This window comes from Mesorhizobium zhangyense (assembly GCF_011045115.1).
GTDB classification, from domain to species: domain Bacteria; phylum Pseudomonadota; class Alphaproteobacteria; order Rhizobiales; family Rhizobiaceae; genus Mesorhizobium_M; species Mesorhizobium_M zhangyense.
Window position 1 is genome coordinate 227,511 of record NZ_JAAKZG010000001.1, and the last position, 26,972, is coordinate 254,482.

Sequence of the window (26,972 nt, forward strand, 5' to 3'; positions counted from 1 at the left end):
ACAGGAAGATATGAAGAACTCTACGCCAGGTTCTCAAGCGCCGGCCAGTGCCGGCTGGCGTGACGATCCGCCCAACGCGCTCTCGAACAGCGCCCGACCGTCGCTGCCGCCATGGGCCGCCTCGATCAGGTTTTCGGGATGCGGCATCAGGCCGAGCACATTGCCCCGGTCATTGACGATGCCGGCAATGTCGTTGATCGAGCCGTTGGGGTTCGTGCCTTCTGCGTAGCGGAAGACCACCTGACCTTCGCCTTCGATGCGGGCAAGCGTGTCGGCATCGGCAAAGTAGTTGCCGTCGTGGTGCGCCACAGGGCTGCGGATGATCTGGTTCGGCTTGTAGCCACGGGTGAAGGCGGTGTTGGCATTCGTGACCTGAAGCTTGACCTCGCGGCAGACGAATTTCAGCGACGCGTTGCGCATCAATGCGCCGGGCAGCATGCCGGCCTCTACGAGTATCTGAAAACCGTTGCAGACGCCGATGACCGTAACGCCCTTGGCCGCCTTGTCGGCGATCGCGCGCATGACCGGCATGCGGGCGGCAATGGCGCCGCAGCGCAGATAGTCGCCATAGGAGAAGCCGCCGGGAATGGCGATCAGGTCGACATCGGGTATTTCGGTGTCGGTCTGCCAGACGGTTACGGGTGCTTTACCCGAAATCTTGGTCAGCGCCGCGATCATGTCGCGGTCGCGATTGAGGCCAGGGAGGACGACAACGGCTGATTTCATGGCAGATCCCGCTCGGTCAGATGCTTGAGATATCGAGGCGCGACATGATCGGTCAGCCAGACATCATTTTCAGACAAGAAGAAGACTATCCCATCGTTTGACATCGCGCTGCTGTCAACGGCCAAGATCGCATCAGCGCCTTTGCGGCGTCGAGCGACTATTCTTGCCGTTTCAATGTCGTTCGATAGATGTACATGCTGGCGCGATTGGCTTTGCAAACCTTCTTTGAGAATGGATGCAAGGAATTCCGTTTTTGTACCGTGGTAGAGCATCGCGGGCGGCGCTGAAGGCGTTAATTGGAGATCGATCCCAACGCTATGACCTTGTGCCGCGCGAATGCGATTATTGATCAGCGTGAATCGCTTTTTCGGGTTTTCAGCCACGATGCGCTCAACTTCGGCTTTCGCAACGCCAAACCGCACATCGATAGCCCGATAGAGATCATCGAAGTCGACCCAGCCGTTTTCGTCCAACGTCAAACCGGCCTCTTCGGGCGAATGCCGAAGGACGAGGCTCATGAACTTGGATATCTGGACGTCCCTTGACATCTCGTCTCAGGCGATCTCCACCGCGTAGTTCTCAATCACGGTATTGGCCAGAAGCTTGTCGCACATGGCGTTGAGGTCGGCTTCCACCTTCGCCTTGTCGGTGCTGTCGACCTCTATGTCGAAGACCTTGCCCTGGCGGACCGAGCCGACGCCGCCGAAGCCGAGTGCGTCGAGCGCATGTTCGATCGCCTTACCCTGCGGGTCCAGAACGCCATTCTTGAGTGTAACGGTTACACGGGCTTTGATCACGGCCGCTTGTCTCCGGATATTTGCGTGGAAATGAAACGGCGCAGAAGCTGGCTTCCGCGCCGATAAGCTCAGTGTTTTACGAGAACCGGGCCGGTCGGGCGCACCGGCTCGTTCTCATTCATGATCCCGAGGCGACGGGCGACTTCCTGGTAAGCCTCGACAAGTCCGCCCATGTCACGGCGGAAACGGTCCTTGTCCATCTTCTCCTGGGTGTTCACGTCCCACAGACGGCAGCTGTCCGGCGAGATCTCGTCGGCAACGACGATGCGCATCATGTCGCCTTCGTAGAGGCGGCCGCATTCGATCTTGAAATCGACGAGCTGGATGCCGACGCCGAGGAAGAGGCCGGAGAGGAAGTCGTTGACGCGGATGGCAAGTGCCATGATGTCGTCGATTTCCTGCGGGCTCGCCCAGCCGAAGGCGGTGATGTGCTCTTCCGATACCATTGGATCGTCGAGCGCGTCGGCCTTGTAGTAGAATTCGATGATCGAGCGGGGCAGGACCGTGCCTTCCTCGATGCCGAGGCGCTTGGCCAGCGAGCCGGCTGCGATGTTGCGAACAACGACTTCCAGCGGGATGATCTCGACTTCGCGGATCAGCTGCTCGCGCATGTTGAGCCGGCGGATGAAGTGCGTCGGGATGCCCATGCGGTTCAGATGGGTGAAGATGTGCTCGGATATACGGTTGTTGAGCACGCCCTTGCCGTCGACGACTTCATGCTTTTTCTTGTTGAAGGCGGTGGCGTCGTCCTTGAAAAACTGGATAAGCGTTCCCGGCTCAGGGCCTTCATAGAGGATCTTGGCCTTGCCTTCATATATGCGGCGGCGATTTTTCATCATTTTTCTCTGGATTCAAGGGCTGGCGGCACGTAACCGGTCCCTTCATCTCGCACGCGAAACGCGGCGGTTGTGGGTTTCATGCGGTCTCTATCTCATACGCAGCAATTGCTCAATCAGCAAATCTTCTCAATCAACCGCTTTCCCATACGAAATGCCGCACCGCAGGCTGTAAGAGCGCGTATTGACCCGGACGCCACCTTTTGGTTTGTGCTGGTACAACCCATATTCAACGTCACGAATCGATATCAGATCCGGAGGAATTGCCATGAGCAGCATGAAGGACCGCGAAGAAGGCTTCGAAAAGAAGTTCGCGATGGACGAAGAACTGCGGTTCAAGGCGACTGCGCGGCGCAATAAGCTGCTGGGCCTGTGGGCTGCCGAGAAGCTCGGCAAGACCGGTGCCGATGCAGACGCCTATGCCAAGGAAGTGGTGATTTCCGATATCGAGGAAGCGGGCGATCACGACGTCTTCCGCAAGATACGCAAGGACTTCGATGCCGCCGGCGTCGAGCAGTCCGACCACCAGATTCGCCGCACCATGGACGAATTGCTGGCGACTGCGGCCGAGCAGATCATGAATTCCTGACGTCTTCCCGGCGTTGGCCCAAATGAACCGCCCGCATGACGGGCGGTTTTTCTTTGCCTTGGCGGAAGTTTCCGGGTGAGATGATCGGGGAAACTTCGAGGAGCTGCTTCATGACATTTTCATCCCGACTGGCCGCTGGTGAGACGCTGATAACCGCATGGTCCGGCATTCCGGATGCGCTCACGGTCGAGATCGTCGCCGCACAGGGTTTTGACGCGGTGACACTCGACATGCAGCACGGCGGTCATCACGAGGACAGCGTCTTGCGCGGCATCGTTCCCGTGCTGCGGGCGAACAGGCATCCGGTCGTGCGCATTCCGGTCGGCCGTTTCGACATGGCGAGCCGGGCGCTGGATTTCGGCGCGGAAGCGGTCATCGCGCCGATGGTGAACTCGGTGGAGGACGCGCAGCACTTCGCTGCGGCGATGAAATATCCACCGGTCGGCGAAAGGTCGTGGGGGCCATCCTTCGCGCTGCCACGCGCCGGTGGCAGCGACATGAAAGCCTGGCTGCGGGAAAACAACGCGAAAACGGTGTCCTTCGCGATGATTGAAACGCGCGCCGCACTGGCAGCTCTCGACGGCATTCTGGAAACGCCGGGAATCGACGGCATTTTCGTCGGCCCCGCCGATTTCTCCATCGCATGGACCAATGGCGCGACGGTCGACGCGACATTGGAAGACATGATGGAAACGATCGAGAATATTGCCGCCAAAGCCAAGGCTGCCGGCAAGCATGCCGGCATTTTTGTCGTCGATGCGGCCATGAGCGGCCGCTTCGTCGATATGGGCTATCGTTTCCTGGCCCTCGGCACCGAGCACCGCTACATCGCCATGGGTGCGGAAGCGCTGCTCAAGACGGCGCGCGCTTCCCTAAGATAGGGATGCGCTAACCCGGCAGGTTGCTGAGAAAGTTTGCGAAGGCCATCGTGCCTTCGGGCCATGGCCCGTAGCCGGCATCCGCATTGATGTGGCCGGCTTCACCGGCATGAATGAACCTCGAGCCCCAGGCAGCCGCGATGTCCTCGGCCATTTCCTGCGAGCAGAACGGATCGTTGCTGCTGGAGACGACGACCGACGGGAAGGGCAGCGGATCGCGCGGATAGGGCCCGAACGTCATCAGGTGCTTCGGCCTGATTTCAGGATTGGCGACGTCCGGGGGAGCCACGAAGAAAGCGCCCGCGATCGGCTTTTTGAATTGCGGGATCGCCTGGATGACCGTCGGCACGCCGAGCGAATGGGCGATGAACACCACCGGCTTTTCCGCCTCGTTCACCGCTTTCACGACAGCTGCCGTCCAGTCCTCGACGACCGGCTTCGACCATTCCGCCTGTTCCACGCGCCGCGCGGTGGAAAGCTTCTGCTCCCAGCGAGTCTGCCAATGGTCCGGGCCTGAGTTGGTGTAACCGGGGACGATGAGAATATCTGCGTCTTTTACCTTCATGCCGCGCATGTAGCGATGGCGGGCGGCGCGTGCAACTCCCCGGCTTGCTGCCGCAATGCTGAACAGCGTGTTTCCTGTTTTGCCGCTTGCGCGCCGGACCGCACGACACGATGTTGCAGGCAACCTAAACGTCGTTGATTTCAGGAGATGGGCTTTTGCAATTCACACGGCGTAATTTTGTCGGCGCTGCCGGTCTGCTCGCTTTTGGGGCGGGGACAGGCACTGGCCGAACGGAGCCAGACATGAGCGAACTGCCATTTGCCGCCACCACGCCGGTCAGCGTTTCCCGCATCGGCCTGAAGGCGAAAAACGCCGAGAACCTTGCCGCCTATTATCGCGCCGTGGTTGGGCTGGAAGAACTGGCGCGGGACGGGTCTGTGATCACGCTGGGCGCCAGCGGTCGTCCTTTGCTGGAAATCGAAAACGACGCTGCCGCCCGTCAGGAAGACCCGCGCAGCGCTGGTCTCTTCCACACCGCGTTCCTGTTGCCGTCGCGCGCCGATCTTGGGCGCTGGATCAAGCATGCGATCGCCAACAACATCGCCGTTGACGGTGCGTCTGACCATCTTGTCAGCGAAGCGCTTTATCTGACCGACCCGGAAGGCAATGGCATCGAAATCTATGCCGACCGCCCGCACGAAAGCTGGAAATGGAATGGCGCGCAGGTCGAAATGGCGACGGCGGCGCTCGATATTCCTGGCATCGTTGCTTCCGTGCCGGCGGGTAGTCCCGAATGGAAGGGCGCGCCCGAAAACAGCGTGATCGGTCACGTCCATCTTCGCGTCGGCAAGCCTGCCGAGGCCGAAGATTGGTGGAACTCGGAATTCGGCTTTGACACCGTTGCCCAATATGGCAGCAGCGCCGTCTTTCTGTCTTCCGGCGGCTATCACCATCACATCGGCGCCAACTCCTGGCAGAGCCCGGGCGCCGGAAAGCGCGAAAGCGGCCAGACCGGCCTGACCTGGGTCGAAATGCGCTCGGCGACCGCCAAGGCGGAAGAAACGCGCGAAGACCCGTGGGGCACGGTTATCAGGACGGTGCCGAACAAGGTCTGAAGCTCAGGCGCCAAAAATCGGCAAATAAAAAGGGCCTGCTGCAGGGAATGCACAGGCCCTTTTTTGATGGGAGGTCGTATGCAGCTATAACGACCGCGACTGTATTCGGTTCCGCCTCAGCTTTCGCCGAACACCCGCTTGAAGATCGTGTCGACATGCTTGGTATGATAACCAAGGTCGAATTTTTCGCGGATTTCCTGTTCGGACAAGGCGGCCGTCACTTCCTTGTCACCCAGCAGTTCCTCAAGGAAATCAGCGCCTTGTTCCCAGACCTTCATGGCGTTGCGCTGGACCAGCCGGTAAGAGTCTTCACGTGAGACGCCGGCCTGCGTCAGGGCCAGAAGCACGCGCTGGGAATGGACCAGGCCGCGGAACTTGTTGAGGTTCTTCAGCATGTTTTCCGGATAAATCACCAGCTTCTCGATGACGCCGGCGAGGCGGTTCAGCGCGAAATCGAGCGTGATGGTCGTGTCCGGTCCGATGGCGCGCTCGACGCTGGAATGTGAGATGTCGCGCTCGTGCCACAGCGCCACGTTTTCGAGCGCGGGCGTAACCGACATGCGCACGAGGCGGGCGAGGCCAGTCAGGTTTTCGGTCAGAACCGGGTTGCGCTTGTGCGGCATGGCCGAGGAACCCTTCTGGCCGGGCGAGAAGAATTCTTCCGCTTCCAGAACCTCGGTGCGCTGCATGTGGCGGATTTCGATGGCGACGTTCTCGATCGACGACGCGATGACGCCGAGCGTGGCGAAGAACATGGCGTGGCGATCGCGCGGGATGACCTGCGTCGAAACGGGCTCTGGCACCAAGCCGAGCTTCTCGCAGACATATTCTTCCACCGACGGATCGATGTTGGCGAAGGTGCCGACCGCGCCGGAGATGGCGCCCGTGGCGATTTCGGCGCGGGCTGCTATCAGACGCGCCCGGTTTCGTTCCATCTCGGCATAGAAGCGGGCGAAGGTCAGGCCCATCGTCGTCGGCTCGGCATGGATGCCGTGGCTGCGGCCGATGCGGATGGTGTCCTTGTGTTCGAACGCGCGCTTCTTCAGGGCGGCCAGCACACGATCGAGGTCGGCCAGCAGAAGGTCGGCTGCGCGCACCAATTGGATGTTGAGTGTCGTATCGAGCACGTCCGACGAGGTCATGCCCTGATGGACGAAACGCGCTTCGGGGCCGATGAATTCGCCCAGATGCGTGAGAAAAGCGATGACGTCATGCTTGGTGACGGCTTCGATCTCGTCGATGCGGGCGACGTCGAACTTTGCCGCGCCGCCTTTTTCCCAGATCGTCTTCGCCGCTTCCTTGGGGATGACGCCGATCTCGGCCAGCGCGTCGCAGGCATAGGCCTCAATCTCGAACCAGATGCGGAAGCGCGTTTCCGGCGACCAGATGGCAACCATTTCCGGGCGCGAATAGCGAGGGATCATGTCAGGGCATCCATGTGAGCATTGTTCAGCGGCGTCCTAACAGAGGAGGGCGCATTGCTCAATGCAGACGGCGCGCAAACCACAAAGCAGCTATAAACAGGACGACGAAGCCGATCGGGAAGAACAAGCGAATCCCCAGCACTGTGAACTGATAGAATGCGGCCAGGCCCGTGAAAACGATCTGGAATGCCCAGATCACGGTGAATGCGTCGGCGTGCCATTGCGCGTAGTAGAGGCGATACTGAATGGCATAAAGCACAGCCGTAACGCCTATCGTTGCGACGGCGAAGGAAACGAATGCGGCGGCGAATGCCGTTTCGGCGCGCTTGCCCTCTGAAAGAAAGCCGGCGGCCCATAGACCGAGCGGAAAGGCCAAGAATCCCCCGGCTGCGAACAGTGTTGTCACGGTCCGCATCTTATCTGGCGTTTCCCAGGCATCGAGCATGAGATTGAAAAGCGCGCTGCCGGCCATCGCGATGGCCCAAAGCAGTGCGCCTATCGATGCGACCCGAACTGACGGGCGGGTGCGGCGAAGGCGTGCGAGGAGACACTTCCGGACCCCTTGGTTGCCGGCAACAGCCGCTATGCCGGAAGCGCTCACAATCGGCCCGTCACCGCTATCCAGCGGTAGTCCGGACCTTCGAAGCCGACGCCACGTATGGCGATCAGTACGGCAAAAGCGGGTTTGCCACCTTCGCCGAAGAAGGTCTGGATGCCGCCGATCCGGTATCCGAGCGGACAGCTACGGCTTTGCGGGATTGTCTTGTCTTCATGGAGAAGGGCGGTCTGGCCGTCGTCACGTGCATCGACACGGAGCAGGCGGAAGCCGGATGTCTCGCCCATCCCCTCGCAACTCCCGGCTGCGGGCAAGGGAATTTCCTCAAGCCGAACCTCGAGCGGAGCGTCTATGGGCGGGAACACCGGGCGCGGATTGACGACCATGCGATGCGGATCGGCGTTCAGTTCGGTTACCGGGCTGGAACCTGCGGCAATTCCACGATTCAGACCCGTTCCCTTGACGATCTTGTCGCCAAGCTCGGAAGACTGCTTTCGAGCCGCTTCGAGGCTCGCGCTCTCGTCATCGAGCCTGACGCGCACCGGCGAGCCGGGCAGGAATTTGTCGGTGGACGTGTCGATGTAATAGCGGTTGGAATAGGGGAAGCCCGATCCATCCTGCACGCCATATTCCTCGAAGGCGAATATCCCGCCGTCGGCGCTGAAGCCCATGACTTCCAGATTGGCGACGTCGCCGGCGCGGCAGAGCGCGGTTGCGGCGAGGAAAGCCGTGGCTGCAAAAGCGATCAGTCGCATTGGCTTCATGACTTTCTTCCCGACCTGCCCATTTTCCCAGACTGAGCATCCTAGTGGCGTTGCCCTAATGAATGGCAAATCAGACCTTTCGCGACGACCAGACCGGAAACAGGTCATTCTCGGCCGAAGTCGCAGCAAAGATCGCTCGGGCGATCGCCCGCGCCATGGTCGCGCCTGCGGCGGCATAGAGGTCGATGGCGTCGTTTATTTCGAGCGTCTTTCCGCTCTGCCCGGTCGCAAGTGCAAAGACAAGATCGCCATCGACGGGCGTGTGTGTCGGCCAGATGGCGCGGGCAAAGCCGTCATGCGCTGCGATTGCCAGCCGTTTGGCGGCCGCCTTGGTCATGACCGCATCGGTCGCGATTATCGCGATGGTGGTGTTTTCGCCGGCCTTTAGCCCGTCCCGGAATTTGAGCCGAACGTCCTGGGCATCTGCGGGCAGGGGCGCGGGAAGGCCAAGCCCGCCGAATTCATCGCCGATCTCCCAAGGTGCTGCCCAGAAATGACGGCTGTGGCCAACGGTAACAGACCCGGTCGGGTTTGCAGCGACCAGCGCGCCGACGGTGACGCCGTTGGGCAGCAGCGTTGAGGCCGAACCCAGGCCGCCCTTCAATCCCGCGCTCAAAGCGCCGGTCCCGGCGCCGGCTGTGCCGATCGCGAAATCAAGTGCTGCGTTCTGCACGGCCTCGTAACCGAGTTCGCGATAGGGCGGGTAAAGCCCCCAGTCTTTGTCGCCGCCATTCGGCAGGTCGAAAAGGATCGCAGCCGGCACGATCGGAACGCGAAATTCGCGCGCTGCAAAGCCGATGCCCTTTTCGCGCAATGCCGCCTGCACGCCGGAAGCAGCGTCGAGCCCGAAGGCCGAACCACCCGAAAGCACCACCGCATTGATGGTCTCGACCGAATTGTGCGCTTCGAGAAGATCGGTTTCGCGTGTGCCCGGCGCTCCGCCCAGCACCTGGACGCCTGCCACCGCCGGCTCGTCACAGAGAACGACGGAAACGCCGGATTTGAGCTTTGCATCGTCCGCATTGCCGACGCGCAGGCCGGCGACATCGGTGATCAGATTGCGCGGTCCGGTTCTGAAGGTCATTGCACGTCCAAAGGCAGAAAGCGTGAACCGTCGAAGCGGAACAGGCGATAGGGGTTCGTCGAAAGATCGCCTTTGTCGTTGAACCTCACGCTGCCGATTGAGGTGGAAAACTCGCGGCCAGCCAGCGTCCCGGTCAAAGGTTTTCCCGTATCAGTGGTTTCGGTCACGGCGGCTATGGCAATCTCGGTGGCTGCGTAAGCCGGAAGCACGTAGCCCTCGGGGACTATTCCTTTGGCTGCGAGCGTCGCGAGGGCGGCTGGCGTGGCGATATCGGACCATTCCGAGAGGGCGATCATCAATGTGCCTTCGGCGAGCGGCACGTCTCCCGGTGCGGAGCGCAAATTCTCGCCGCCGGCAAAGACGATGTCTGCGCCGATCTGTTTTGCGTCGCGGGCCATGATGGCGATATCATCGCGGTCGCCGCCGACGAATACATGCGTTGCCTCGGCCTTGCGCAACCTGCCAACCAGACCGATCTGGTTGTCCAGCTGCGGCCGGAATGTATCGGCAAATACGGGCTTTAGCCCGCTTTGCTCAGCCGTCGTTCGAAAACTTTCGGCCAGTTCGCGCCCGTAGATCGTGCCGTCGTCGATGACCGCAAAAAGCTCATCGCGCCAAAGCCGGGTCAGGAGACGCCCGGCCGCCTCGCGTTCGCTGTCGGCGCGCGGTCCCAGGCGAAACACCGGCCAGCCGGTTTTTTCGCGGCGGTCGGTCAGGCTGTCAGTGCGCACGCCGACCGTGATGACGGGAATGTTTGCCTGCTTCAGGATCGGCAAGGCGGCTTCGATGGCCTCCGTGCAGAGAAAGCCGACGACGATCTGTACTTTCGCGTCGACGAATCGCTGGGCGGCATTTTCGCCGCCTTGGCCCGTGCAGGCATCGTCGGCGACTTCAATTGTGATGTCGGGTGCGCTTGCCGCTTCGAGTGCGCCGTTGCGGATCTGCTCGCCAAGAAGCTGGGAAGGGCCACTGAGCGGGGCGGCCACGCCGATGCGCATCGGCTCCGCCCGAGCAGGACCGCCGGCGAGCGCCAGCGCCGATAGTGCGCCAATGATAAAGCCTGCAATCCGCATGCGTTTCAACGTTTCCCCCAATGCCGGCAAGGGCATAGCCGGCATCATTTTCCGGCCAAGAGGTAAAGGCTGCCCCCTGATAGCGCAACACGCTAATTCAACCGTGGTCCAAGTCGCATTGCTTGTGGCGTTATGTCCTTGGCCATATATACCGGACAACCGACTTTCGTGGGGTTTACCGAGTGTTGAAGAAAAACGATATCGAGCCGCATGCCTACCGCGATGCGATGAGCCATTTTGCCGGAGCCGTCCATGTGGTGACGACCGACGGGCCTGCCGGCAGGCGCGGCGCGACAGTGATCGCGGCCTGCTCGGTGTCGGATACGCCGCCGATGGTTCTCGTATGCGTGAATCGCGAAAACCCCAACAATCTGCTGTTCGTCGAGAACGGCAATTTCGCGCTGAATACGCTGTCTTCCCATCACCAGCATCTGGCGGCAGGGTTTTCCGGCATCACCAAGCTGTCGGCTGACGAACGTTTCGCGCTGGGGCAGTGGGACAAGATTTCCAGCGGCGCACCGACGCTTGCCGATGCCCTGGCGGTTTTCGATTGCGAGCTGGTCGATACCAAGGATCTGGCGACCCATCGTGTGCTTTTTGGCAAGGTGACAGGCCTGCGCATCGGCGATAATTTGGAGCCGCTCGTCTATCACGACCGCGGCTATCACGTCCTCGGCCGATAAGGCCCTTGGAGACGCAATGAACGAAGCGACGCCACGCCCGGTTCCCCAATCGATCGACGAAACACTCGAGATGCTGACCGGGGCGGATTATGTCGCCGACCGGGCGCTGGCGACAGTGCTTTTCCTCAGCCTGCGCATGAAGCGGCCGCTTTTCCTGGAAGGCGAGGCGGGTGTCGGCAAGACCGAGATCGCCAAGGTGCTGGCCCAGGCTCTCGGCCGCCGGCTGATCCGACTCCAATGCTATGAGGGGCTCGACGTTTCATCGGCGGTCTACGAGTGGAACTATGCCGCGCAGATGATCGAGATCCGCATGGAGGAGGCGGCCGGCAAGGTCGATCGCTCCGACATGGAACGCAACGTCTTCTCCGAAAAATACCTGATCCGCAGGCCAATTCTCGAAGCGCTGACCGGCAAGGATGGCGCAGCACCCGTGTTCCTCATCGACGAACTCGACCGCACCGACGAAGCGTTCGAAGCCTTCCTTCTCGAAATCCTTTCCGATTTCCAGGTGACGGTGCCGGAACTCGGCACGATCAAGGCGGAAGAACCGCCGATCGTCATCATCACCACCAACCGCACGCGCGAAATCCATGACGCGCTGAAGCGGCGCTGCCTCTATCACTGGGTGGATTATCCCAATGCCGAGCGTGAATTGGAAATCGTCAACCGCAAGGTGCCGCAGGCCAACGAGCGGCTTTCGGCTGAGGTCGTCCGCTTCATCCAGAAGCTGCGCGAGATCGAGCTGTTCAAGGTGCCCGGCGTTGCCGAGACCATTGACTGGGCGAGCGCCTTGACCGAACTCGACAAGGTCGCACTCGATCCCGAAACCATTTCCGACACGATCGGCGTGCTCTTGAAATATCAGGACGACATAGCGCGCATCGAGCAAGGCGAAGGCCGCCGCATCCTCAATGAGGTGAAGGCGGAGCTTTCGGCGGCGGAGTAGGTGGTGGCGATGGATGATTTCGCTGCCGCCTCCAAAACCGCCAAGCCCGAAGGCCGCATTGCCGACAACATCGTCTATTTCGCCCGTGCCTTGCGCAAGGCCGGCATGCGTGTTGGGCCGGCTTCGGTCAAGGATGCGATAGAGGCGGTGCTGGTGGCAGGCATCGGCAGCCGCGACGACTTTTACTGGACCCTGCATGCCGTTCTGGTCTCGCGTCACGAGGACCATGCGACATTCGACGAGGCCTTTCGGCTGTTCTGGAAATCGCGCGAGCTGATCGAGAAGATGATCGCCATGTTTTCGCCGGTCGCGCCCGACAAGCGCGAGAAGCAGAAGCCGCGCACCGCCGAGAACCGCGTCAGCCAGGCGATGTTCGAGGGCCACGAAAAGAACCAGCCGCCGCGCGAGATTCCCGAGATAGAGATCGATGCGCGCTTCACCGTGTCGGGTAACGAGATGCTGCGCGGTAAGGATTTCGCGCAGATGAGCGCTGCCGAGATGAGCGATGCCAAGCGCGCCATCGCCGCCCTGCAATTGCCGTTCGACATGGTCGCGACGCGACGTTTTCGGCCCGACACGCGCGGCCGTGTCGATCCGCGCGCCATGATGCGGGCCGCCGCCCGCACCGGCGGCGAGCTTATTCTCCCGAAATTCCGCTCGGTTCGCGAGGTCCACCCGCCGCTGGTGGTTCTGGCCGATATTTCCGGCTCGATGAGCCAGTACACGCGTATTTTCCTGCATTTCCTGCATGCGCTGACGGAAAAGCGCAGGCGCGTGCATACATTCGTGTTCGGCACGCGGCTGACCAACCTGACCCGCCAGATGCGCCATCGCGATCCCGATGAGGCGTTGGCGGACAGTTCGGCTGCCGTTCAGGACTGGTCCGGCGGTACGCGCATCGGCGATACGCTGCATGAGTTCAACCGGCTGTGGTCGCGCCGCGTGCTTGGGCAAGGCGCTGTCGTTCTGCTGATTACCGACGGGTTGGAGCGGGACGACGTTGCCGGCCTGAGCGAAGAGATGGAGCGGCTGAGAAAATCCTGCCGGCGGCTGATCTGGCTCAATCCGCTTCTGCGCTTCGACGGTTTCGAAGCGCGTGCTCGCGGCGTCAAGGCGATGCTGCCGCATGTCGACGAGTTCCGCCCGGTGCACAATCTCAACGCTCTGTCCGACCTCTGCGCATCGCTGGACAAGGCGACGACACGCGATGTTGATCCCCGCCGCTGGATGGGGATTGGCAGACCGCATGCAGCGTGACCATATTTGGTGTCTGGGAAATCGATGAAACGTGAGGGAGCGTCATGCAAAACACAGCGCATCTCGATGAAAGCCGCGACCCGCTGATCATCGCGGAAGGTTGGATGAAGAACGGCAAGGACGTCGCCATCGCCACCGTGGTCGAAACCTGGGGCTCGGCGCCGCGGCCGGTCGGCAGCCATCTGGTCATCGATGCCGAGGGCAATTTTCATGGGTCGGTGTCGGGTGGCTGCGTCGAAGGCGCAGTCGTATCCGAAGCTGCGGACGTGATCGAAAGCGGCAAGCCGCGCATGCTCGAATTCGGCGTTGCCGACGAGACCGCCTGGCAGGTCGGGCTTTCCTGCGGCGGGCGCATCAAAGTCTATGTCGAGCGGCTGGGGTAGGCCGCATGGATCCGCTGCATCTCAAAAAGCTGAACGCTGAGCGCCGGGCGCGACGCGCGGCTATACTCGTCACCGATCTGGGCGATGGCCGCGACCGCATGGTGCGCGAGGGCGATACGGTTGCGGGGGAACTTGGCGAGGCGATCGTCAAGGCGTTTCGCAGCGGCAATTCCGGTTCGGTCGTGGCTGAAGGGCGGAATTTTTTCCTGAATGTCCATCTGCCGCAGCCCCGGCTGGTGGTGATCGGCGCGGTTCATATCAGCCAGGCGTTGGCGCCGATGGCGCAGATCGCGGGTTATCCGCTCGAAATCATCGATCCGCGTACGGCTTTTGCGACCGACGATCGCTTTCCCGATGTGACGCTGTTTGCCGAATGGCCGGAAGATGTTCTGAAGGCGCATCCGCTCGATGGCTACACGGCTTTGGCCGCACTTACACATGATCCCAAGATCGATGATTTTGCACTCAAAGCCGCACTCGACGCCGATTGCTTCTATATCGGCGCGCTGGGCAGCCGCAAAACCCACGCCAAGCGTGTCGAGCGGTTGATGGCCATGGGCGCGCCAAGCGAGGGCATCGAAAAAATCCACGCGCCGATCGGGCTCGACATCGGCTCGGCCAGCCCGGGCGAAATTGCCGTTGCGGTGCTGGCTGAAGTCATTCGCGCATTCCGTTCGCGCGGTACGGCAAGGTTGCCAAAGGGCCAGGCGGCGTGAAGTTCGGGGCGATCCGCACTGAAGACGCCGAAGGCGCCATACTGGCGCACTCGGTCTCCGTGGGTGAAAGGCGTTTGCGCAAAGCGCATGTGCTCTCAGACGAGGATATCGCCGCGCTGAATGCAGCCGGCATTCGCGAACTCGTCGTGGCGAGGCTCGATCCGGGCGATCTCGGCGAAGACGAGGCCGCAGATCGCATCGCCAAAAAGCTCTCGGTCGACAACATCGAAACCAAGCCGGCTGCGACCGGCCGCGTCAATCTTCATGCCAAGGCTTCCGGCGTCTTTACCGTCGACAAGGCGACAATCGACGCGGTCAATGCAGTCGATCCCGCAATCACCATCGCAACCGTTGCCCAATATGCCGAGGTCGAGAAAGGCCAGATGGTTGCGACCATCAAGATCATTCCGTTTGCGGTCCCGAGCGACCTGGTCGCGCGGGTAACCGGACTGGTGAAATCGGGCGAAGTCTTTGCGGTCCATCCCTTCCTGCCAAGGCGCATCGGGCTCGTCCAGACCATGCTTCCCGGCCTGAAGGAAAGCGTGCTGAACAAGACGGCGAACATCACGGCTGCGCGTTTCGCCCGGTCGCAAAGCCGGATAACGCAGGAGCGCCGCACGCCACATGAAACCGGTGCGGTGAAGCAGGCCGTCGAAGAGTTGCTAGTCGACAACGATATGGTTGTCGTCTTCGGCGCATCGGCGATGAGCGATTTCGAGGATGTTATCCCGGCTGCGATCGTTCAGGCCGGCGGCAAGGTGGTTCGCGCGGGCATGCCGGTCGATCCCGGCAATCTGCTCGTTCTTGGCGAGGTCAGCGGCAAGCCGGTGATCGGCGCGCCGGGTTGCGCCCGCAGTCCCAAGGAAAACGGTTTTGACTGGGTGCTGGATCGCATGATTGCCGGGCTTCCGGTCACCGGCATGGACATTGCCGGGATGGGCGTCGGCGGCCTGCTGATGGAAATTCCGACACGGCCGCAGCCGCGCGAGATAGGCGAGAAACCGCGCAACCCGAAGGTCTATGTCGTGCTGCTTGCCGCAGGCAGGTCGAGCCGCATGGGCGGGCCGAACAAGCTGATGGCGCTGTTCGACCACAAGCCTCTGATAAGGCAAAGTGCCGAGCGCGCGATTGCATCGCGTACTGCCGGCACGATCGTCGTTACCGGTCATCAGGCCGACCGGATCGAAAGAACGCTTGCCGGGCTCGATATGAAGCTTGTCCACAATGCGGATTTCGCGTCCGGGCTTTCTTCTTCGCTGAAAGCGGGCATCGCCGCTTTGCCGGACGATGCGGCCGGTGCGCTGGTGGTGCTGGGCGACATGCCGGCGGTAACGGCTGCCGATCTTGATCATATGGTAGAGGCGTTCCGAAGGTCCGGGGCACAATCGATCGTTCGCGCCACCCATGACGGCAAGCGCGGCAATCCGGTGCTTCTGCCGCGCGCGCTCTTTTCTGCCGTTGCGACATTGCAGGGCGACACAGGCGCGCGCCATATCGTCGAGGCCGAGGGTGCCGACGTTATCGATGTCGAGATCGGCGCAGGTGCCGCGATTGACGTCGACACGCGCGACGCCATGGTGGAAGCTGGCGGCATCCTGCAGGAAACCTGAGAAGCGAGGCTCATGATTCTCAAGACCATGTTGCGCGGAGCGCTGGTGTCCGCGCTGTTTCTGGCGGCTGCGCCGCCGCTCGCTGCTGCCGACGGTTTGACGCTTTCTCCCTTCAAGGACGAGTTGTTTGCCTATCCCGGCATCCTGTCCACCGCGCAGGGCGGCGCCTATACGGTGGTCGACTATCGCGAGATGCGCGACATCAACGAGCGTGACGAGATTCCCGAACGGCGCGTGCGCGGCAAATATGTTTCCACCGGCGTTCGCAAGGTCCAGAAGGATCTGGTGCTGAAGACCGACAGCGGTGACATCCGGCACGTCGCGGTCGGTACGCAGCAGAATGCCAGGCTGATTACGGTCTATCTGCACGGGCAGGGTGGCAGCCGTAAGCAGGGCGTCGACGATTTTACCTTCGGCGGCAATTTCAACCGGGTGAAGAACCTGATGGCCGCAAATGGCGGCCTTTACCTCTCACCCGATTTCCCGGATTTCGGCGACAAGGGTGCCGCACAGATTTCCGCACTGATCGCGCATTACGCGGAGCAATCGCCCGGCGCGCCGGTGTTCGTGGCTTGCGGTTCGATGGGCGGTGCCTTGTGCTGGAAACTTGCCGCTGACAAAGCCATCGCGCCCCGGATATCTGGCCTGCTGCTGCTGGGGTCGCTGTGGGATGACGGCTTCCTGATCAGCCCTGCGTTCAAGCGTAAAGTACCGGTTTTCTTCGGGCAGGGCAGCAAGGACCCGGTCTTTCCGATCGACAAGCAGGAGGCATTCTTCCGGTCGATTTCGGCCAAGTCGCCCGGCTATCCGACCCGCTTCGTCCGCTTCGAGACCGGTACGCATGGCACGCCGATACGCATGACCGACTGGCGTGAGGTTCTCAACTGGATGCTTTCTCTCAAGCGGTGACGCTATCCCATTGTTTCGCGGTCATTTTAGGACCACGATTTAAGGGGCCGTATTGTAGTCGACGATCGATTCAGGGTTGATTTCGCCGTCATAGGAGGCATCGACGTCGTATTGCACGAGGGTGAAGTCGCCGTTGCGGAACAGCCAGGTTCCGTCTGAGGAGGCGTCTCCAACGCCACGCCATTTGCCGTGCGAGGTGATCGTCTTGGTGGCGTCGTCGTAGGACGAGTTGATGAGCTGGTTTTCGCTGCGGTAACCGATGATGTTAATCGCCTCGACTTTGCCCTCGCTGTTTCCGCCTTCGTAATGAATGTCGAGTTCGGGCGTCGCGAAATGCAATTCGCGCACGCCGTTCGTCTCGTCGGCCAGGTAATAGACGTGGATTTCATTGTAGGCGCCGGCCAGGCAGAAGAAGCGGAAAAGCCGTGCCTTCTGCTCGGGGTCGTTTTCGGCGCTGCCGGCGGGATGAAACGAGATGGTGTGCTCCTCGGGCTTTATCGCGTCGTCGGGCTGGCCGGGCGCAAGCGAGGTGCACTGGGTCGAGTGGGTGGCGGCAAATGCATTTCTGGCCTGTTCCAGAACCGCATCCTTCGGCGTGGGAGCCGGACCATCGCCGCATGAGGCGGGCAGGGCTTCCCCCAGCGGTTTGTCGCTCGGCTTCAGATCACCCTTTTCTATGCGCAGGCCGGTAAAGGTTTGTTCCTGTAGCTGGGGGTTCACGAGACGCGCTGTGTAGCACCCGCCGAACACGGCTTCGCTGCCGTCTTTCTTGCGAGCGAGGATCGCGGCGGGAATGCTGAAATAGGTGCTTCCCGCGACCCCTTCGGCGCTGGCTTCGCCGGTGACGACCTGCACTTCGGTGGTGTTCTCGTACCCCTTGACGAAGGCCTCGTAATCCTTCGCAGGCTTGGTATCGCCGAAATAGTCCCAGGCGCGGGAATATTCCTGGCGATTAACCGCATTGTAGAGCGAGCGGATAAGCGAGGCGGCGTCGGAACGGTTGTCGAGATAGGTTGGCTCGGCGGCCAGCGCCGAAGCGGCAACCAGACTCGAGGCAAGGGCGGCGAGCACTATTCGTTTCATCCGCGAATCTCCCATTCGACGGATAGTATCTGCCATGGAATGCGGCGTGGTCGTGACGGCCAAACATCCGCAGCAAAAGTCGTCCCGGCGCGAGGCGCCGGAGACCGTTGGCTGTTATTTGAGAGCCATCTCGCGAGCGATGCGCGGAAAATCGGCAGGTTTTACGCCGATGTCGGCGCGGTCTGCATTGCTCATCGCGTCGAGCATCTGGAACGCGGCGCGGTAGCGGCTGTTTTCGCGGTGGCGCCGGCTGGTGAACATTTCAGTCAGGAACTTCATGATCAGGACCTTTCGTTGGTCCTCCCGCAGCTAATATAATCGATTTATATCCATTGTGCAGAGCAGCATTTGCATGGCTGCCATGTGTTTCATCGAAACCGCGACTGAAACTTTCTTGCCACTCGGCCCGTATTTTCCTGTCCCGGCCGAAAGCAGGTTTTTCCTCGTCGCAAGACGCATTCGGGCCGCACTTCGGTGTGGCCCGTTTTTTGGCAGGTCTGTTTGCATGAAACGGATTGCACCTAAATTTCTCCACATCACGCCAAGCTATTTTTAACGAGCGCTGTCCTATGGTCGGGAGCGAAATGGCCAGTCGCGCGCGTTGACGGCAGAGGAGCCTGTCTTGGGAACAAACACTACCCGCGATTTCGCCTCGCTGCTTGACGATCTTTTCGTCAATCCGGCTCCATTCGAGGAGGCATCTCCCCGCCCATCGGTGCCGTTCGATTATATGTCCGTTGCCGATGAGCTTCATTCCGGTCGGATCAAAGTCTCGACGGAGACCGCTACCGCCGAATATCGCGACGCTTCCGAGAATTTCGAGGCTGGCTTTGCCGCATTGCTAGCGAATCTCGATCGGTTGGCTGCGGACGAAGTGGCCGAGATCGAAAAGCTGCCGCCGATAGATCCCGAGGAGATTGCCAAGGAACTTGGATTGGCGGCGGCAAAAGCGAGTGCCGACTTTGGCCGGCTCCGTCGGAGTTTTGCTTTCCACAATCATCCCGACCGCGTGGCGCCGCATCTGCGCCAGCGCGCCATGGTGCGCATGCAGGTCGCCAACATGCTGATCGACGACGCCAAGCGGCGGGCCGCCAAGCCAGCCAAGCGCTGACGGGCAAATTCACCATATCCTGATCGACATTTGCGCAGGCGGTGGCTTGGCGGGCCGCATTGCTGTGGTCTATGTATGCACCCGCGCACCCTCCCAGCGCGACCACGCAAGATATCCCGCCAAGTCCGGAGACTTCCCATGCAGCAGCGCCGCATTGGCCGCACCGATCTCACTGTTTCGAAAATCTGCCTCGGCACCATGACATGGGGGCAACAGAACACGGAGGCTGAGGGTCATGCCCAGATGGACCTCGCTTTCTCGCGCGGCGTGAATTTTCTCGACACAGCCGAACTCTACTCGATCCCGCCAAAGCCCGAGACGCAGGGCAGCACCGAAATCATCGTCGGCAACTGGATGAAGGCGCGCGGCAACCGCGACAGCGTTGTGCTTGCATCCAAGGTCGTCGGCCGCACTTCCAATGAATGGTTCCGGGGAGGGCGGCCGTCGAAGCTGGTGCGCGCCGACATCTTAGATGCGGTCGAGAAATCGCTGAAAAGGCTGCAGATCGACTATATCGATCTCTACCAGATCCATTTTCCGGATCGGCTTATCCCCTGGGGCTCCAACCCGACGCGTATCGCTAATGAGCCGGGCAAGCGCGCCGAGGATGAAACGCCGATTGCCGAGACGCTTGCTGTCTTCGACGAGTTGGTGAAGGCCGGCAAGATCAGGCATCTCGGCCTGTCCAACGAAAGCTCCTGGGGCGCGATGCGCTTTCTTAACGAGAGCGACAAGGGCATCGGCCCTCGCGCAGCCTCGGTGCAGAACGCCTACAACCTCGTCAACCGCACATTCGAGATCAATCTTGCCGAAGTGTGCGAACGCGAGGATGTCAGCCTTCTTGCCTATTCGCCGTTGGCGCAGGGCTATCTGACCGGAAAATACGACCACGGCGCGCGGCCTGAAGGCGCGCGCACCACGCTGTTCAATCGCGCCCAGCGCTACGAGACGCCCTATGCCGCCGAGGCCCATCTCGCCTATAACGAGCTTGCCAGAAACTTCGGCATGGAGCCGGCGCTCTTCGCCAACGCCTATGTGACGAGCCGCTGGTTCGTGACCTCCAACATCATCGGCGCCACCTCGATTCCGCAGCTCGAAATGGCGCTGGCGTCGGCTGACGTGACCTGGACCGACGAGATGCAGAAGGCCGTCGACGACATTCACCAGCGCGTCGGCAATCCGTGCCCCTGAACGACAGATTGTGACGTTCTGGCCAGTGGACCGGCCCGGGCCTGCCCGATAAGTTGCGCGCCATATTCACGAGAGGAAAAAATCATGACTGATATCTGGTTCCGCACGGGCGAGGCGACGGTGCTTGCGGCCGAAGGACAGGCGACGGACGCGATGCCCGAGGTTCTGATCGGCTCGGTACGCGGGCCGGTGGGGCAGGCTTTCGCCTCGATGATGGGACAGGTGAAGGGCCATACCCGCATGTTCGTCGTGCGCGACCTGAACCAGCAGGTGAAGCCGGCAACCATGATGACGACGAAGGGCACCATCAAGAACATGGCCTATGCCGAGCTGCTCGGCGGCGTGGTGCAGGCAGCCACCGGCGACGCGATCGTCGATTGCCTTGCTGAGGGCATCCTGCCGAAGGACGAGGCCGAAGAGCTTTGCATGATCATCATGATCTGGCTCGATCCGCGCTGTGCGGAGGACGAGAACCTCGACAAGAAGGATCTCTACCGCACCAATTACGAAGCGACCAAGATCGCCATCTCGCGCGCCATGACCGGCAAGCCGACGGTTGACGAGCTGATCGCCAACCGCAAGACGGTGAAGCATTATGCGCTCGACGGCGTCATCGACTACTGAGCGATCGTTTCCTAACTCGTCCCGCCGGTCATCTGACGCGGTTTTCTGCGCTTCCGGTGCTCATGGACCTAATGTCCATTCCGCTCCGGTTCTCGAAATCCCACGCCATATGCCTCGGCAGGGCGAGTTATCAAAACGATCGCTCCGCTCTGGCTGGACCTCCGCTTAAGCCGCGCTGGCTGTGATTTCCGCGACCGCAAGGGTCTATGGATGCGTCCCTAGACCTTCCGGCCGCCAGAGTTCCATGTCCATGAGCAGCACCTCCATCACTGCGCCTGCGATCTTGCGATCGCAACGCTGGGCGTTGGCCGCGCTGCTCCTAGGCGGCATCGTCATTGGCTGCTCGCCGATTTTCGTGCGGCTTTCCGAAGTCGGGCCGATGATGACGGCGTTCTGGCGCGTGGCGCTGGGAATGTTGCCGCTGCTCGCCTGGCAGGCTGCCAGCCCGGCACGCGGCGAGGCCGATGCACGGCCCGCCGGCTTTTCCGATTATATCGCCCTTTGCGTGCCCGGCGTCATGCTGGCGGGCGATCTCGTCGCCTGGCACATCTCGCTTCACCTGACGTCGGTGGCCAATGCGACGCTGCTCGCCAATATGGCGCCGATCTTCGTGACGCTGGGCGGCTGGCTGCTTTTTCGCACGAAGATCAGCCGCATTTTCCTCGCCGGGCTCGCTCTGGCGCTGGCCGGCGTCGTCATCCTCAAGGGCGGGCCGGCAGCCTTGGGCGGCGGCGACATCAAGGGCGACGTCATCGCCATCATCGCCGCGGTCTTTTATGCCGGCTACATCCTTTCGCTCGGAAAGGTGCGCAGCCGCTATTCGACGCTGACCGTAATGCTGTGGACCACCGGCTCGGCAGCCATCTGCATGCTGCCGCTGGCGCTGTTCTTCGAAACCGGGTTCTGGCCTCTCACATTGTTCGGCTGGGCGATTCTGCTCGGTCTTGCCTGGATTACCCACGCCGGCGGGCAGGGGCTGATCATCTTCGCGCTGGCCTGGCTGCCGGCGGCCTTCTCGTCGCTGACGCTGCTGATCCAGCCTGTGGTCGCGACCATACTGGCGTGGCTTGTTCTCAGCGAGACGATCGGCATCATGCAGGCGGTTGGCGGGATCATCGTCCTTGCCGGGATACTGGTCGCGCGGCGCGGCTAGGGTGTGTCGAGGTTCAGGCGATGGCCGACTGCAAACGCACCCACATATTTTAGCCGGCCTCGCGTCATCAAACTGCAATAAACAAAGCTTGATCGGCCAATCGATTGCATTAGACGGCGAAACGAATAAACAGGAATCTACGCTAGAATTCCTGTGAAAAGCCGTTCCGCCATGAAGCACCGAATCCTGTTCGGTTCGTACCCGATTCCGCGCTTTGCCGGGGTGCCGAGCCACAATTTCATCGTCTGGGTCGATCCCGACGGGCGGCCGCTCTACGAGATCAATGGCGGGGCGAGTAATCCCGACGGCACCTTCAACTATTTTTCGATCTTCGGCCGACTGACCGCGGTGGAAACCGACTATGCGCACCGCAATCTCGCATATTGCCCGGAATTCCATACCCGCCCGACGTCCCGCACCGTGCTGTTGCTGGAAGCGTCTCATCGCGAGGTCGCAGCGCGCTGGGCGCGGGGCATGAGGACTGTTAACCGCATCGCCGCCTCGGGCTTGCGCTATTCCTTCCTGACCCAGAACAGCAATTCGGTCGCCTCCGCTGTCGCGCGCGGCATGGATCTCGTTGTACCGCGCTCCTCGCTCGGACCACTGCGCGCGCCCGGCGGCCGCCGCCGGCTGGCGCTGGAGCCGATGGTGGCTTAGCCAGCATCCTCTTCCTTCTCCCCCTGTGGGAGAAGGTGGATTGGCGCGCAGCGCCAAGACGGATGAGGGGTGTTGGAAGAAACTCCAGCGTCTGCGATCCGTCCAACACCCCTCATCCGACCTCCCCTTCGGGTCGGCCACCTTCTCCCACAAGGGGAGAAGGAGAGGCACGCTTCATCATCGCCACGCCCGGTTTTCACCGTCTGGCTATTGTCAAAGATCGGGAAAGACGGGCGGCCGAAATCTCGCTCATCTTTTGTATTTTTCTGCGATCTCTCGACCGCCTGTCTCGGTATCTGTCCCGAAGTCGGCCGGTCACAACGCCCGCTCCATGTACATTCCATGGACAAGACGCCGCGGGTTCTCCGCATGGTTTTGGGCAGAGGCATTTGCGCCGTGCTCGTTCCACGCCGGCCTGTGTCGGGCCCTCGGGTCCCTGGCTACCACACCAGGGCGGGAGGTCACCGCCACTCCCCCTTGATCCCGGTTCCAGACCCGGTCCCGCAGGAGCGATGACCGGATTATGCCGGAGGTGTTTTGGGGTGTGGATAGATCTGGCGTGAAAAAATGTGTGGGGTGAGGGAAAACAATGGGTTGTGTGGAAATTGCGTGAAAATCTTTCCTACAGTTTCCGCTAGTTTCACAGTCCACAGTTCTGCACCGCAGCAGCCGCCAGAGGTGTTCCGGCATGGATCCCCGGGTTCTTCGTATTCGCTGCGCTCATGCTGCGACCCGAGGATGACGAGCTTGTTATTTGCTGCTTTCGCAAACCGTCAACGCCAAACCGTCAACGCCAACGCTTGAGATTAGCGGCGAGCCTAAATGCAATTCATCATTCTCGACCTCGTGAGCGAGGAACGAGCGGAGAGTGTCGGGAATCCATGCCGGAACGGAGAAGCGTTTCGGCGGTGCAGAATGCATCAGCGGCAAGACCGGGCCGTGCTTGACGATGCTGCGGCCAATGGGTCCCGGATAACCTCCGCTTCGCTGCGGTTTCCGGGATGACGATGTCATGATTGGCACCGCCAGTCACCAAGCCCACCAAGCTATCTTTGCCTCACCATCAGATTCTTTGCAGCATCCTGTCGGCTTGCACGCGACCCGTTCGTCTTAAGGGTATCGACGGTCCGGCAGAGCGAGGCGAAGCCGGCAGACAAACGGGAGACGACGATGAAGACCATGCTGATTGCAATGCTCGCCACCGCAGCCGCCGCTTTTGCCGGCCCGCGCACCGCCGAGGCAGAGGAAGCCAAGGCAAGAACCGGCTATGTCGAGAACAATGGCGTGAACTACTACTATGAGATCCATGGCGAGGGCGAACCGCTGCTGCTGCTGCATGGCGGGCTCGGCTCGATCGACATGTTCGCGCCGATCATGCCGGCGCTGACCGAGCACCGGCAGGTGATCGCCGTCGATCTTCAGGGCCATGGCCGCACGGCACTCGGCGAGCGCGAGATCAGCCTGACGGCGCTGGGCGACGATATGGCGGCGGTGCTTAAGGAGCTCGGCTACGGCAAGGTCGATGTGCTCGGCTATTCCTTCGGCGGCGGCGTCGCCTTCCGGCTTGCCGTGCAGCATCCCGAGACCGTGCGCCGGGTGGCGCTGGTATCTGCGGGTTACGCGGCCAGCGGCTTCTATGACGACATGCGTGCCCAGCAGGCGCAGGTGACGGCCGCAGCCGCCGACTTCATGAAGGATACGCCGATGTACAAATCCTATGTCGCGGTAGCACCCAAGCCGGAGGATTTTCCCAAACTGCTCGGCCAGATGGGGAGTTTCATGCGCCAGGACTATGATTATTCGCAAGACGTCAAGACGCTGAAAATGCCGGTCATGATCGTGTTCGCCGACAGCGACATGTACAAACCCGAGCATATCGTGAAGTTCTATCAGCTGCTCGGCGGTGGGCTGAAGGACGCCGGCTGGATGCGCGAGACCATGTCGCAGAACCGCCTGGCGATCATTCCCAACCGCACGCACTACGACGTCTTCTTCGCACCCGAACTGGTTTCAACCACGCTGCCGTTCCTCGACGGCCAGACCAAGGTGAAGACATGGGATGAGGTGGTGGAAGAGTCGAAGAAGTAGAGGAGCTCTACTGCGAAAAATGCCGGCGCTTTCAGAGGGAAGCGCGGGCAGGCTCATGCTGTGCAACAACACACGGCCCAAATTTCGTCGAGTGTCTGTCTTTGGATATTTCCGCTTGCCTGGCACTGAAAAGATCAGGGAGCTTCATGGAACCGCGCAGATCGTCGAGCGCGTCAGGAACCGCTTCTCGCGGCCATTGTCGAGCGAGAACATGCCGCCGCGTCCGGGCACGACATCGATGATGAGATCGGTGTGTTTCCAGACCTCGAATTGCGAGGCGCTGATATAGACCGGCGTCTCGCCGATCATGCCCAGAAGTACGTCCTGATCGCCGACGATGAAGTCGCTGCGCGGGTAGCACATGGGTGAGGAGCCGTCGCAGCAGCCGCCGGATTGATGAAACAGGACGGGGCCGTGATCAGCGATGATTTCGGCCAGGAACGCTTCCGCTTCCGGGGTGGATGAGACCTTTCCCAGAGAGACTTTTTCGGCCATGCGGATACTCCCTGATAAAAGATGAGGCGGCGTGGCCATTTCGACCACGCCGCCGACGCCTTAGATCGCCGTGCGTCCATTCGGACGCACAAAGGACGATCTAACACTTTGAATGAGCATCGGAATATTCCGAAAACCGGGTTCCACTTTTCGGTCCGATGCTCAGGAGGCGATCAGAAGAAGCCGAGCTTCTTCGGGCTGTAGCTGACCAGCATGTTCTTGGTCTGCTGGTAGTGATCGAGCATCATCTTGTGCGTTTCACGGCCGATGCCGGACTGTTTGTAACCGCCGAAGGCCGCATGCGCTGGATAGGCGTGGTAGCAGTTTGTCCAGACGCGACCGGCCTGGATGGCGCGGCCGAAGCGATAGGCGCGTGTGCCGTCGCGGGTCCAGATGCCGGCGCCGAGGCCGTAGAGCGTGTCGTTGGCGATCGACAGAGCCTCATCGTCGTCCTTGAAGGTTGTGACCGAAACCACCGGTCCAAAGATCTCCTCCTGGAAGACGCGCATCTTGTTGTGGCCCTTGAAGATCGTCGGCTTGACATAGTAGCCGCCGGCGAGATCGCCGGGCAGGTGGTTCTGTTCGCCGCCGGTCAGAACCTCGGCGCCCTCCTGGCGGCCGATGTCGAAATAGCTCAGGATCTTTTCGAGCTGTTCGCTGGATGCCTGTGCGCCAATCATCGTTACCGGGTCGAGCGGGTCGCCCTGAACGATCGCCTCGACGCGCTTCAGCGCCTTTTCCATGAACTTGTCATAGATCTTCTCATGCACCAGCGCGCGGCTGGGGCAGGTGCAGACTTCGCCCTGGTTGAGCGCGAACATGACGAAGCCCTCGATCGCCTTGTCGAGGAAATCGTCATCCTCGGAGGCAACATCCCTGAAGAAGATGTTGGGCGACTTGCCGCCGAGTTCCAGCGTCACCGGGATGAGATTCTGGCTGGCATATTGCATGATCAGCCGGCCGGTCGTCGTCTCGCCGGTGAAGGCGATCTTGGCAATGCGCGGCGAGGAGGCCAGTGGCTTGCCGGCTTCGAGGCCGAAACCGTTGACGATGTTGAGCACGCCTTCAGGCAGGATATCGCCGATGAGATCGGCCCAGAGCATGATCGTGGCGGGGGTCTGCTCGGCCGGTTTCAGCACCACGCAATTGCCGGCAGCCAGCGCCGGCGCAAGCTTCCAGCATGCCATCAGCAGCGGGAAGTTCCACGGAATGATCTGGCCGACGACACCGAGCGGCTCATGGAAGTGATAGGCGACGGTATCGTCGTCGATCTGCGAGAGGCTGCCTTCCTGCGCCCGCAAGGCGCCGGCGAAATAGCGGAAATGATCGATGGCGAGCGGCACGTCGGCTGCGGTCGATTCACGGATCGGCTTGCCGTTGTCCCAGGTCTCGGCCAGAGCGAGGAGGTCGAGATTCTCCTCCATGCGGTCGGCGATCTTGAGCAGCATGTCGGCGCGCGTCGCTGCTGCGGTTTTGCCCCAGGCGTCCTTGGCCTTGTGGGCGGCGTCAAGGGCCGCTTCGATGTCGGACGCATCCGAACGGGCGATTTCGCCGAGCGGACGACCGGTCACAGGTGAGATATTTTCGAAATACCTTCCGGCTTTCGGCGCAACCCATTTGCCGCCGATGAAGTTGTCGTAGCGCTTGGCGAAGGGAACCTTGGCCGTGCGGGAAAATTCAACCTTGTTCATATCTTCCTCCCGAGAAGCGACGCCGCAG

30 protein-coding genes are annotated in these 26,972 nt (G+C 61.1%); 16 read left to right on the forward strand and 14 right to left on the reverse strand.

Going from position 1 to position 26,972, the window contains the following annotated elements; all coding sequences use genetic code 11:
• Positions 1–33 precede the first annotated feature (33 nt).
• The 4 genes from purQ to purC all read right to left on the reverse strand — a co-directional run bounded on the left by purQ (position 34) and on the right by purC (position 2,359).
• Positions 34–726 carry a phosphoribosylformylglycinamidine synthase subunit PurQ gene (purQ, locus tag G6N74_RS01105; RefSeq protein ID WP_165113378.1) on the reverse strand — a complete coding sequence of 231 codons (693 nt, stop codon included), beginning with the start codon at positions 724–726 and terminating at the stop codon, positions 34–36.
• Positions 723–1,274: an RNA 2'-phosphotransferase gene (locus tag G6N74_RS01110; protein WP_165113380.1), complete on the reverse strand. Its 552-nt coding sequence runs from the start codon at positions 1,272–1,274 to the stop codon at positions 723–725. Before G6N74_RS01110 ends, purQ begins: the two co-directional genes overlap by 4 nt.
• Before the next feature lie 6 nt (positions 1,275–1,280).
• Positions 1,281–1,523, reverse strand: a complete 243-nt coding sequence (gene purS, locus G6N74_RS30635; protein ID WP_165113382.1) for a phosphoribosylformylglycinamidine synthase subunit PurS — start codon at positions 1,521–1,523, stop codon at positions 1,281–1,283.
• A 68-nt stretch (positions 1,524–1,591) separates the two neighbouring features.
• Entirely contained in the window at positions 1,592–2,359 is a 768-nt protein-coding gene (gene purC / locus G6N74_RS01120; RefSeq protein WP_165114391.1) for a phosphoribosylaminoimidazolesuccinocarboxamide synthase, read from the reverse strand.
• Between the two features lie 268 nt (positions 2,360–2,627).
• On the opposite strand from purC, the gene G6N74_RS01125 reads away from it, so the two are divergent.
• Together G6N74_RS01125 and G6N74_RS01130 are read left to right on the forward strand one after the other, a co-directional pair.
• Positions 2,628–2,948 (forward strand): DUF1476 domain-containing protein, encoded by a 321-nt coding sequence (locus tag G6N74_RS01125; RefSeq protein ID WP_091912791.1) that lies wholly within the window; start codon positions 2,628–2,630, stop codon positions 2,946–2,948.
• A 110-nt stretch (positions 2,949–3,058) separates the two neighbouring features.
• Positions 3,059–3,829: an HpcH/HpaI aldolase family protein gene (locus G6N74_RS01130; protein ID WP_165113384.1), complete on the forward strand. Its 771-nt coding sequence runs from the start codon at positions 3,059–3,061 to the stop codon at positions 3,827–3,829.
• Between the two features lie 7 nt (positions 3,830–3,836).
• On the opposite strand, the gene G6N74_RS01135 is transcribed toward G6N74_RS01130, so the two are convergent.
• Entirely contained in the window at positions 3,837–4,391 is a 555-nt protein-coding gene (locus G6N74_RS01135; RefSeq protein ID WP_119821689.1) for an RBBP9/YdeN family alpha/beta hydrolase, read from the reverse strand.
• Between the two features lie 155 nt (positions 4,392–4,546).
• Here G6N74_RS01135 and G6N74_RS01140 point away from each other — a divergent pair, with 155 nt between their 5' ends.
• Positions 4,547–5,446, forward strand: a complete 900-nt coding sequence (locus G6N74_RS01140; protein WP_376767670.1) for a VOC family protein — start codon at positions 4,547–4,549, stop codon at positions 5,444–5,446.
• A 116-nt stretch (positions 5,447–5,562) separates the two neighbouring features.
• Here the strand turns inward: G6N74_RS01140 and purB are convergent, their stop codons facing one another.
• The 5 genes from purB to G6N74_RS01165 form a co-directional block, all read right to left on the reverse strand.
• Positions 5,563–6,870 (reverse strand): adenylosuccinate lyase, encoded by a 1,308-nt coding sequence (purB, locus tag G6N74_RS01145; RefSeq protein WP_165113388.1) that lies wholly within the window; start codon positions 6,868–6,870, stop codon positions 5,563–5,565.
• 58 nt (positions 6,871–6,928) lie between these two features.
• A complete protein-coding gene (locus tag G6N74_RS01150) occupies positions 6,929–7,342 on the reverse strand; it encodes a hypothetical protein (protein ID WP_165113390.1) in 414 nt (137 codons plus the stop codon).
• A gap of 125 nt (positions 7,343–7,467) precedes the next feature.
• Complete coding sequence (locus tag G6N74_RS01155; protein WP_376767671.1) at positions 7,468–8,190, reverse strand: DUF2259 domain-containing protein; 723 nt, start codon at positions 8,188–8,190, stop codon at positions 7,468–7,470.
• 70 nt (positions 8,191–8,260) lie between these two features.
• Entirely contained in the window at positions 8,261–9,274 is a 1,014-nt protein-coding gene (locus tag G6N74_RS01160) for a P1 family peptidase (protein WP_165113392.1), read from the reverse strand.
• Positions 9,271–10,347 (reverse strand): branched-chain amino acid ABC transporter substrate-binding protein, encoded by a 1,077-nt coding sequence (locus G6N74_RS01165; RefSeq protein WP_165113394.1) that lies wholly within the window; start codon positions 10,345–10,347, stop codon positions 9,271–9,273. Before G6N74_RS01165 ends, G6N74_RS01160 begins: the two co-directional genes overlap by 4 nt.
• 182 nt (positions 10,348–10,529) lie before the next feature.
• Here G6N74_RS01165 and G6N74_RS01170 point away from each other — a divergent pair, with 182 nt between their 5' ends.
• Genes G6N74_RS01170 through G6N74_RS01200 form a run of 7 tightly spaced genes read left to right on the forward strand, consistent with a single transcriptional unit; the run spans position 10,530 to position 16,851 of the window.
• The gene (locus G6N74_RS01170; RefSeq protein WP_165113396.1) at positions 10,530–11,030 is read left to right on the forward strand and encodes a flavin reductase; all 501 of its coding nucleotides are present in this window, start codon (positions 10,530–10,532) and stop codon (positions 11,028–11,030) included.
• A gap of 16 nt (positions 11,031–11,046) precedes the next feature.
• The gene (locus G6N74_RS01175; protein ID WP_165113398.1) at positions 11,047–11,976 is read left to right on the forward strand and encodes an AAA family ATPase; all 930 of its coding nucleotides are present in this window, start codon (positions 11,047–11,049) and stop codon (positions 11,974–11,976) included.
• Positions 11,977–11,985: 9 nt separating this feature from the next.
• Positions 11,986–13,233 carry a vWA domain-containing protein gene (locus G6N74_RS01180; RefSeq protein WP_165113400.1) on the forward strand — a complete coding sequence of 416 codons (1,248 nt, stop codon included), beginning with the start codon at positions 11,986–11,988 and terminating at the stop codon, positions 13,231–13,233.
• A gap of 44 nt (positions 13,234–13,277) precedes the next feature.
• Positions 13,278–13,616: an XdhC family protein gene (locus tag G6N74_RS01185; RefSeq protein ID WP_165113402.1), complete on the forward strand. Its 339-nt coding sequence runs from the start codon at positions 13,278–13,280 to the stop codon at positions 13,614–13,616.
• A gap of 5 nt (positions 13,617–13,621) precedes the next feature.
• Positions 13,622–14,332 carry an XdhC family protein gene (locus tag G6N74_RS01190; protein WP_165113404.1) on the forward strand — a complete coding sequence of 237 codons (711 nt, stop codon included), beginning with the start codon at positions 13,622–13,624 and terminating at the stop codon, positions 14,330–14,332.
• Positions 14,329–15,942 carry an NTP transferase domain-containing protein gene (locus G6N74_RS01195; protein ID WP_165113406.1) on the forward strand — a complete coding sequence of 538 codons (1,614 nt, stop codon included), beginning with the start codon at positions 14,329–14,331 and terminating at the stop codon, positions 15,940–15,942. Before G6N74_RS01190 ends, G6N74_RS01195 begins: the two co-directional genes overlap by 4 nt.
• A gap of 27 nt (positions 15,943–15,969) precedes the next feature.
• Positions 15,970–16,851, forward strand: a complete 882-nt coding sequence (locus tag G6N74_RS01200) for an alpha/beta hydrolase family protein (RefSeq protein WP_165114396.1) — start codon at positions 15,970–15,972, stop codon at positions 16,849–16,851.
• 39 nt (positions 16,852–16,890) lie between these two features.
• Here the strand turns inward: G6N74_RS01200 and G6N74_RS01205 are convergent, their stop codons facing one another.
• Positions 16,891–17,934: a DUF1176 domain-containing protein gene (locus G6N74_RS01205; protein ID WP_165113408.1), complete on the reverse strand. Its 1,044-nt coding sequence runs from the start codon at positions 17,932–17,934 to the stop codon at positions 16,891–16,893.
• A 114-nt stretch (positions 17,935–18,048) separates the two neighbouring features.
• A complete protein-coding gene (locus tag G6N74_RS01210; protein WP_165113410.1) occupies positions 18,049–18,213 on the reverse strand; it encodes a hypothetical protein in 165 nt (54 codons plus the stop codon).
• A gap of 343 nt (positions 18,214–18,556) precedes the next feature.
• Between G6N74_RS01210 and G6N74_RS01215 the strand changes: the two genes are divergently transcribed.
• The 6 genes from G6N74_RS01215 to G6N74_RS01240 all read left to right on the forward strand — a co-directional run bounded on the left by G6N74_RS01215 (position 18,557) and on the right by G6N74_RS01240 (position 24,758).
• Positions 18,557–19,045, forward strand: coding sequence for a hypothetical protein (locus tag G6N74_RS01215; protein WP_165113412.1), 489 nt, complete (start codon positions 18,557–18,559; stop codon positions 19,043–19,045).
• Between the two features lie 138 nt (positions 19,046–19,183).
• A complete protein-coding gene (locus tag G6N74_RS01220; RefSeq protein ID WP_165113414.1) occupies positions 19,184–20,236 on the forward strand; it encodes an aldo/keto reductase in 1,053 nt (350 codons plus the stop codon).
• A gap of 84 nt (positions 20,237–20,320) precedes the next feature.
• Positions 20,321–20,860 carry a formaldehyde-activating enzyme gene (fae, locus tag G6N74_RS01225; protein ID WP_165113416.1) on the forward strand — a complete coding sequence of 180 codons (540 nt, stop codon included), beginning with the start codon at positions 20,321–20,323 and terminating at the stop codon, positions 20,858–20,860.
• 250 nt (positions 20,861–21,110) lie between these two features.
• Positions 21,111–22,013 (forward strand): DMT family transporter, encoded by a 903-nt coding sequence (locus G6N74_RS01230; protein WP_165113418.1) that lies wholly within the window; start codon positions 21,111–21,113, stop codon positions 22,011–22,013.
• Positions 22,014–22,184: 171 nt separating this feature from the next.
• Positions 22,185–22,670: a hypothetical protein gene (locus G6N74_RS01235; protein ID WP_165113420.1), complete on the forward strand. Its 486-nt coding sequence runs from the start codon at positions 22,185–22,187 to the stop codon at positions 22,668–22,670.
• A gap of 1,170 nt (positions 22,671–23,840) precedes the next feature.
• Complete coding sequence (locus G6N74_RS01240; RefSeq protein WP_165113422.1) at positions 23,841–24,758, forward strand: alpha/beta fold hydrolase; 918 nt, start codon at positions 23,841–23,843, stop codon at positions 24,756–24,758.
• 144 nt (positions 24,759–24,902) lie between these two features.
• Here the strand turns inward: G6N74_RS01240 and G6N74_RS01245 are convergent, their stop codons facing one another.
• Together G6N74_RS01245 and adh are read right to left on the reverse strand one after the other, a co-directional pair.
• Positions 24,903–25,253, reverse strand: a complete 351-nt coding sequence (locus G6N74_RS01245; RefSeq protein ID WP_165113424.1) for a DUF779 domain-containing protein — start codon at positions 25,251–25,253, stop codon at positions 24,903–24,905.
• Positions 25,254–25,426: 173 nt separating this feature from the next.
• Entirely contained in the window at positions 25,427–26,944 is a 1,518-nt protein-coding gene (gene adh, locus G6N74_RS01250; RefSeq protein ID WP_165113426.1) for an aldehyde dehydrogenase, read from the reverse strand.
• Positions 26,945–26,972: the final 28 nt, after the last annotated feature.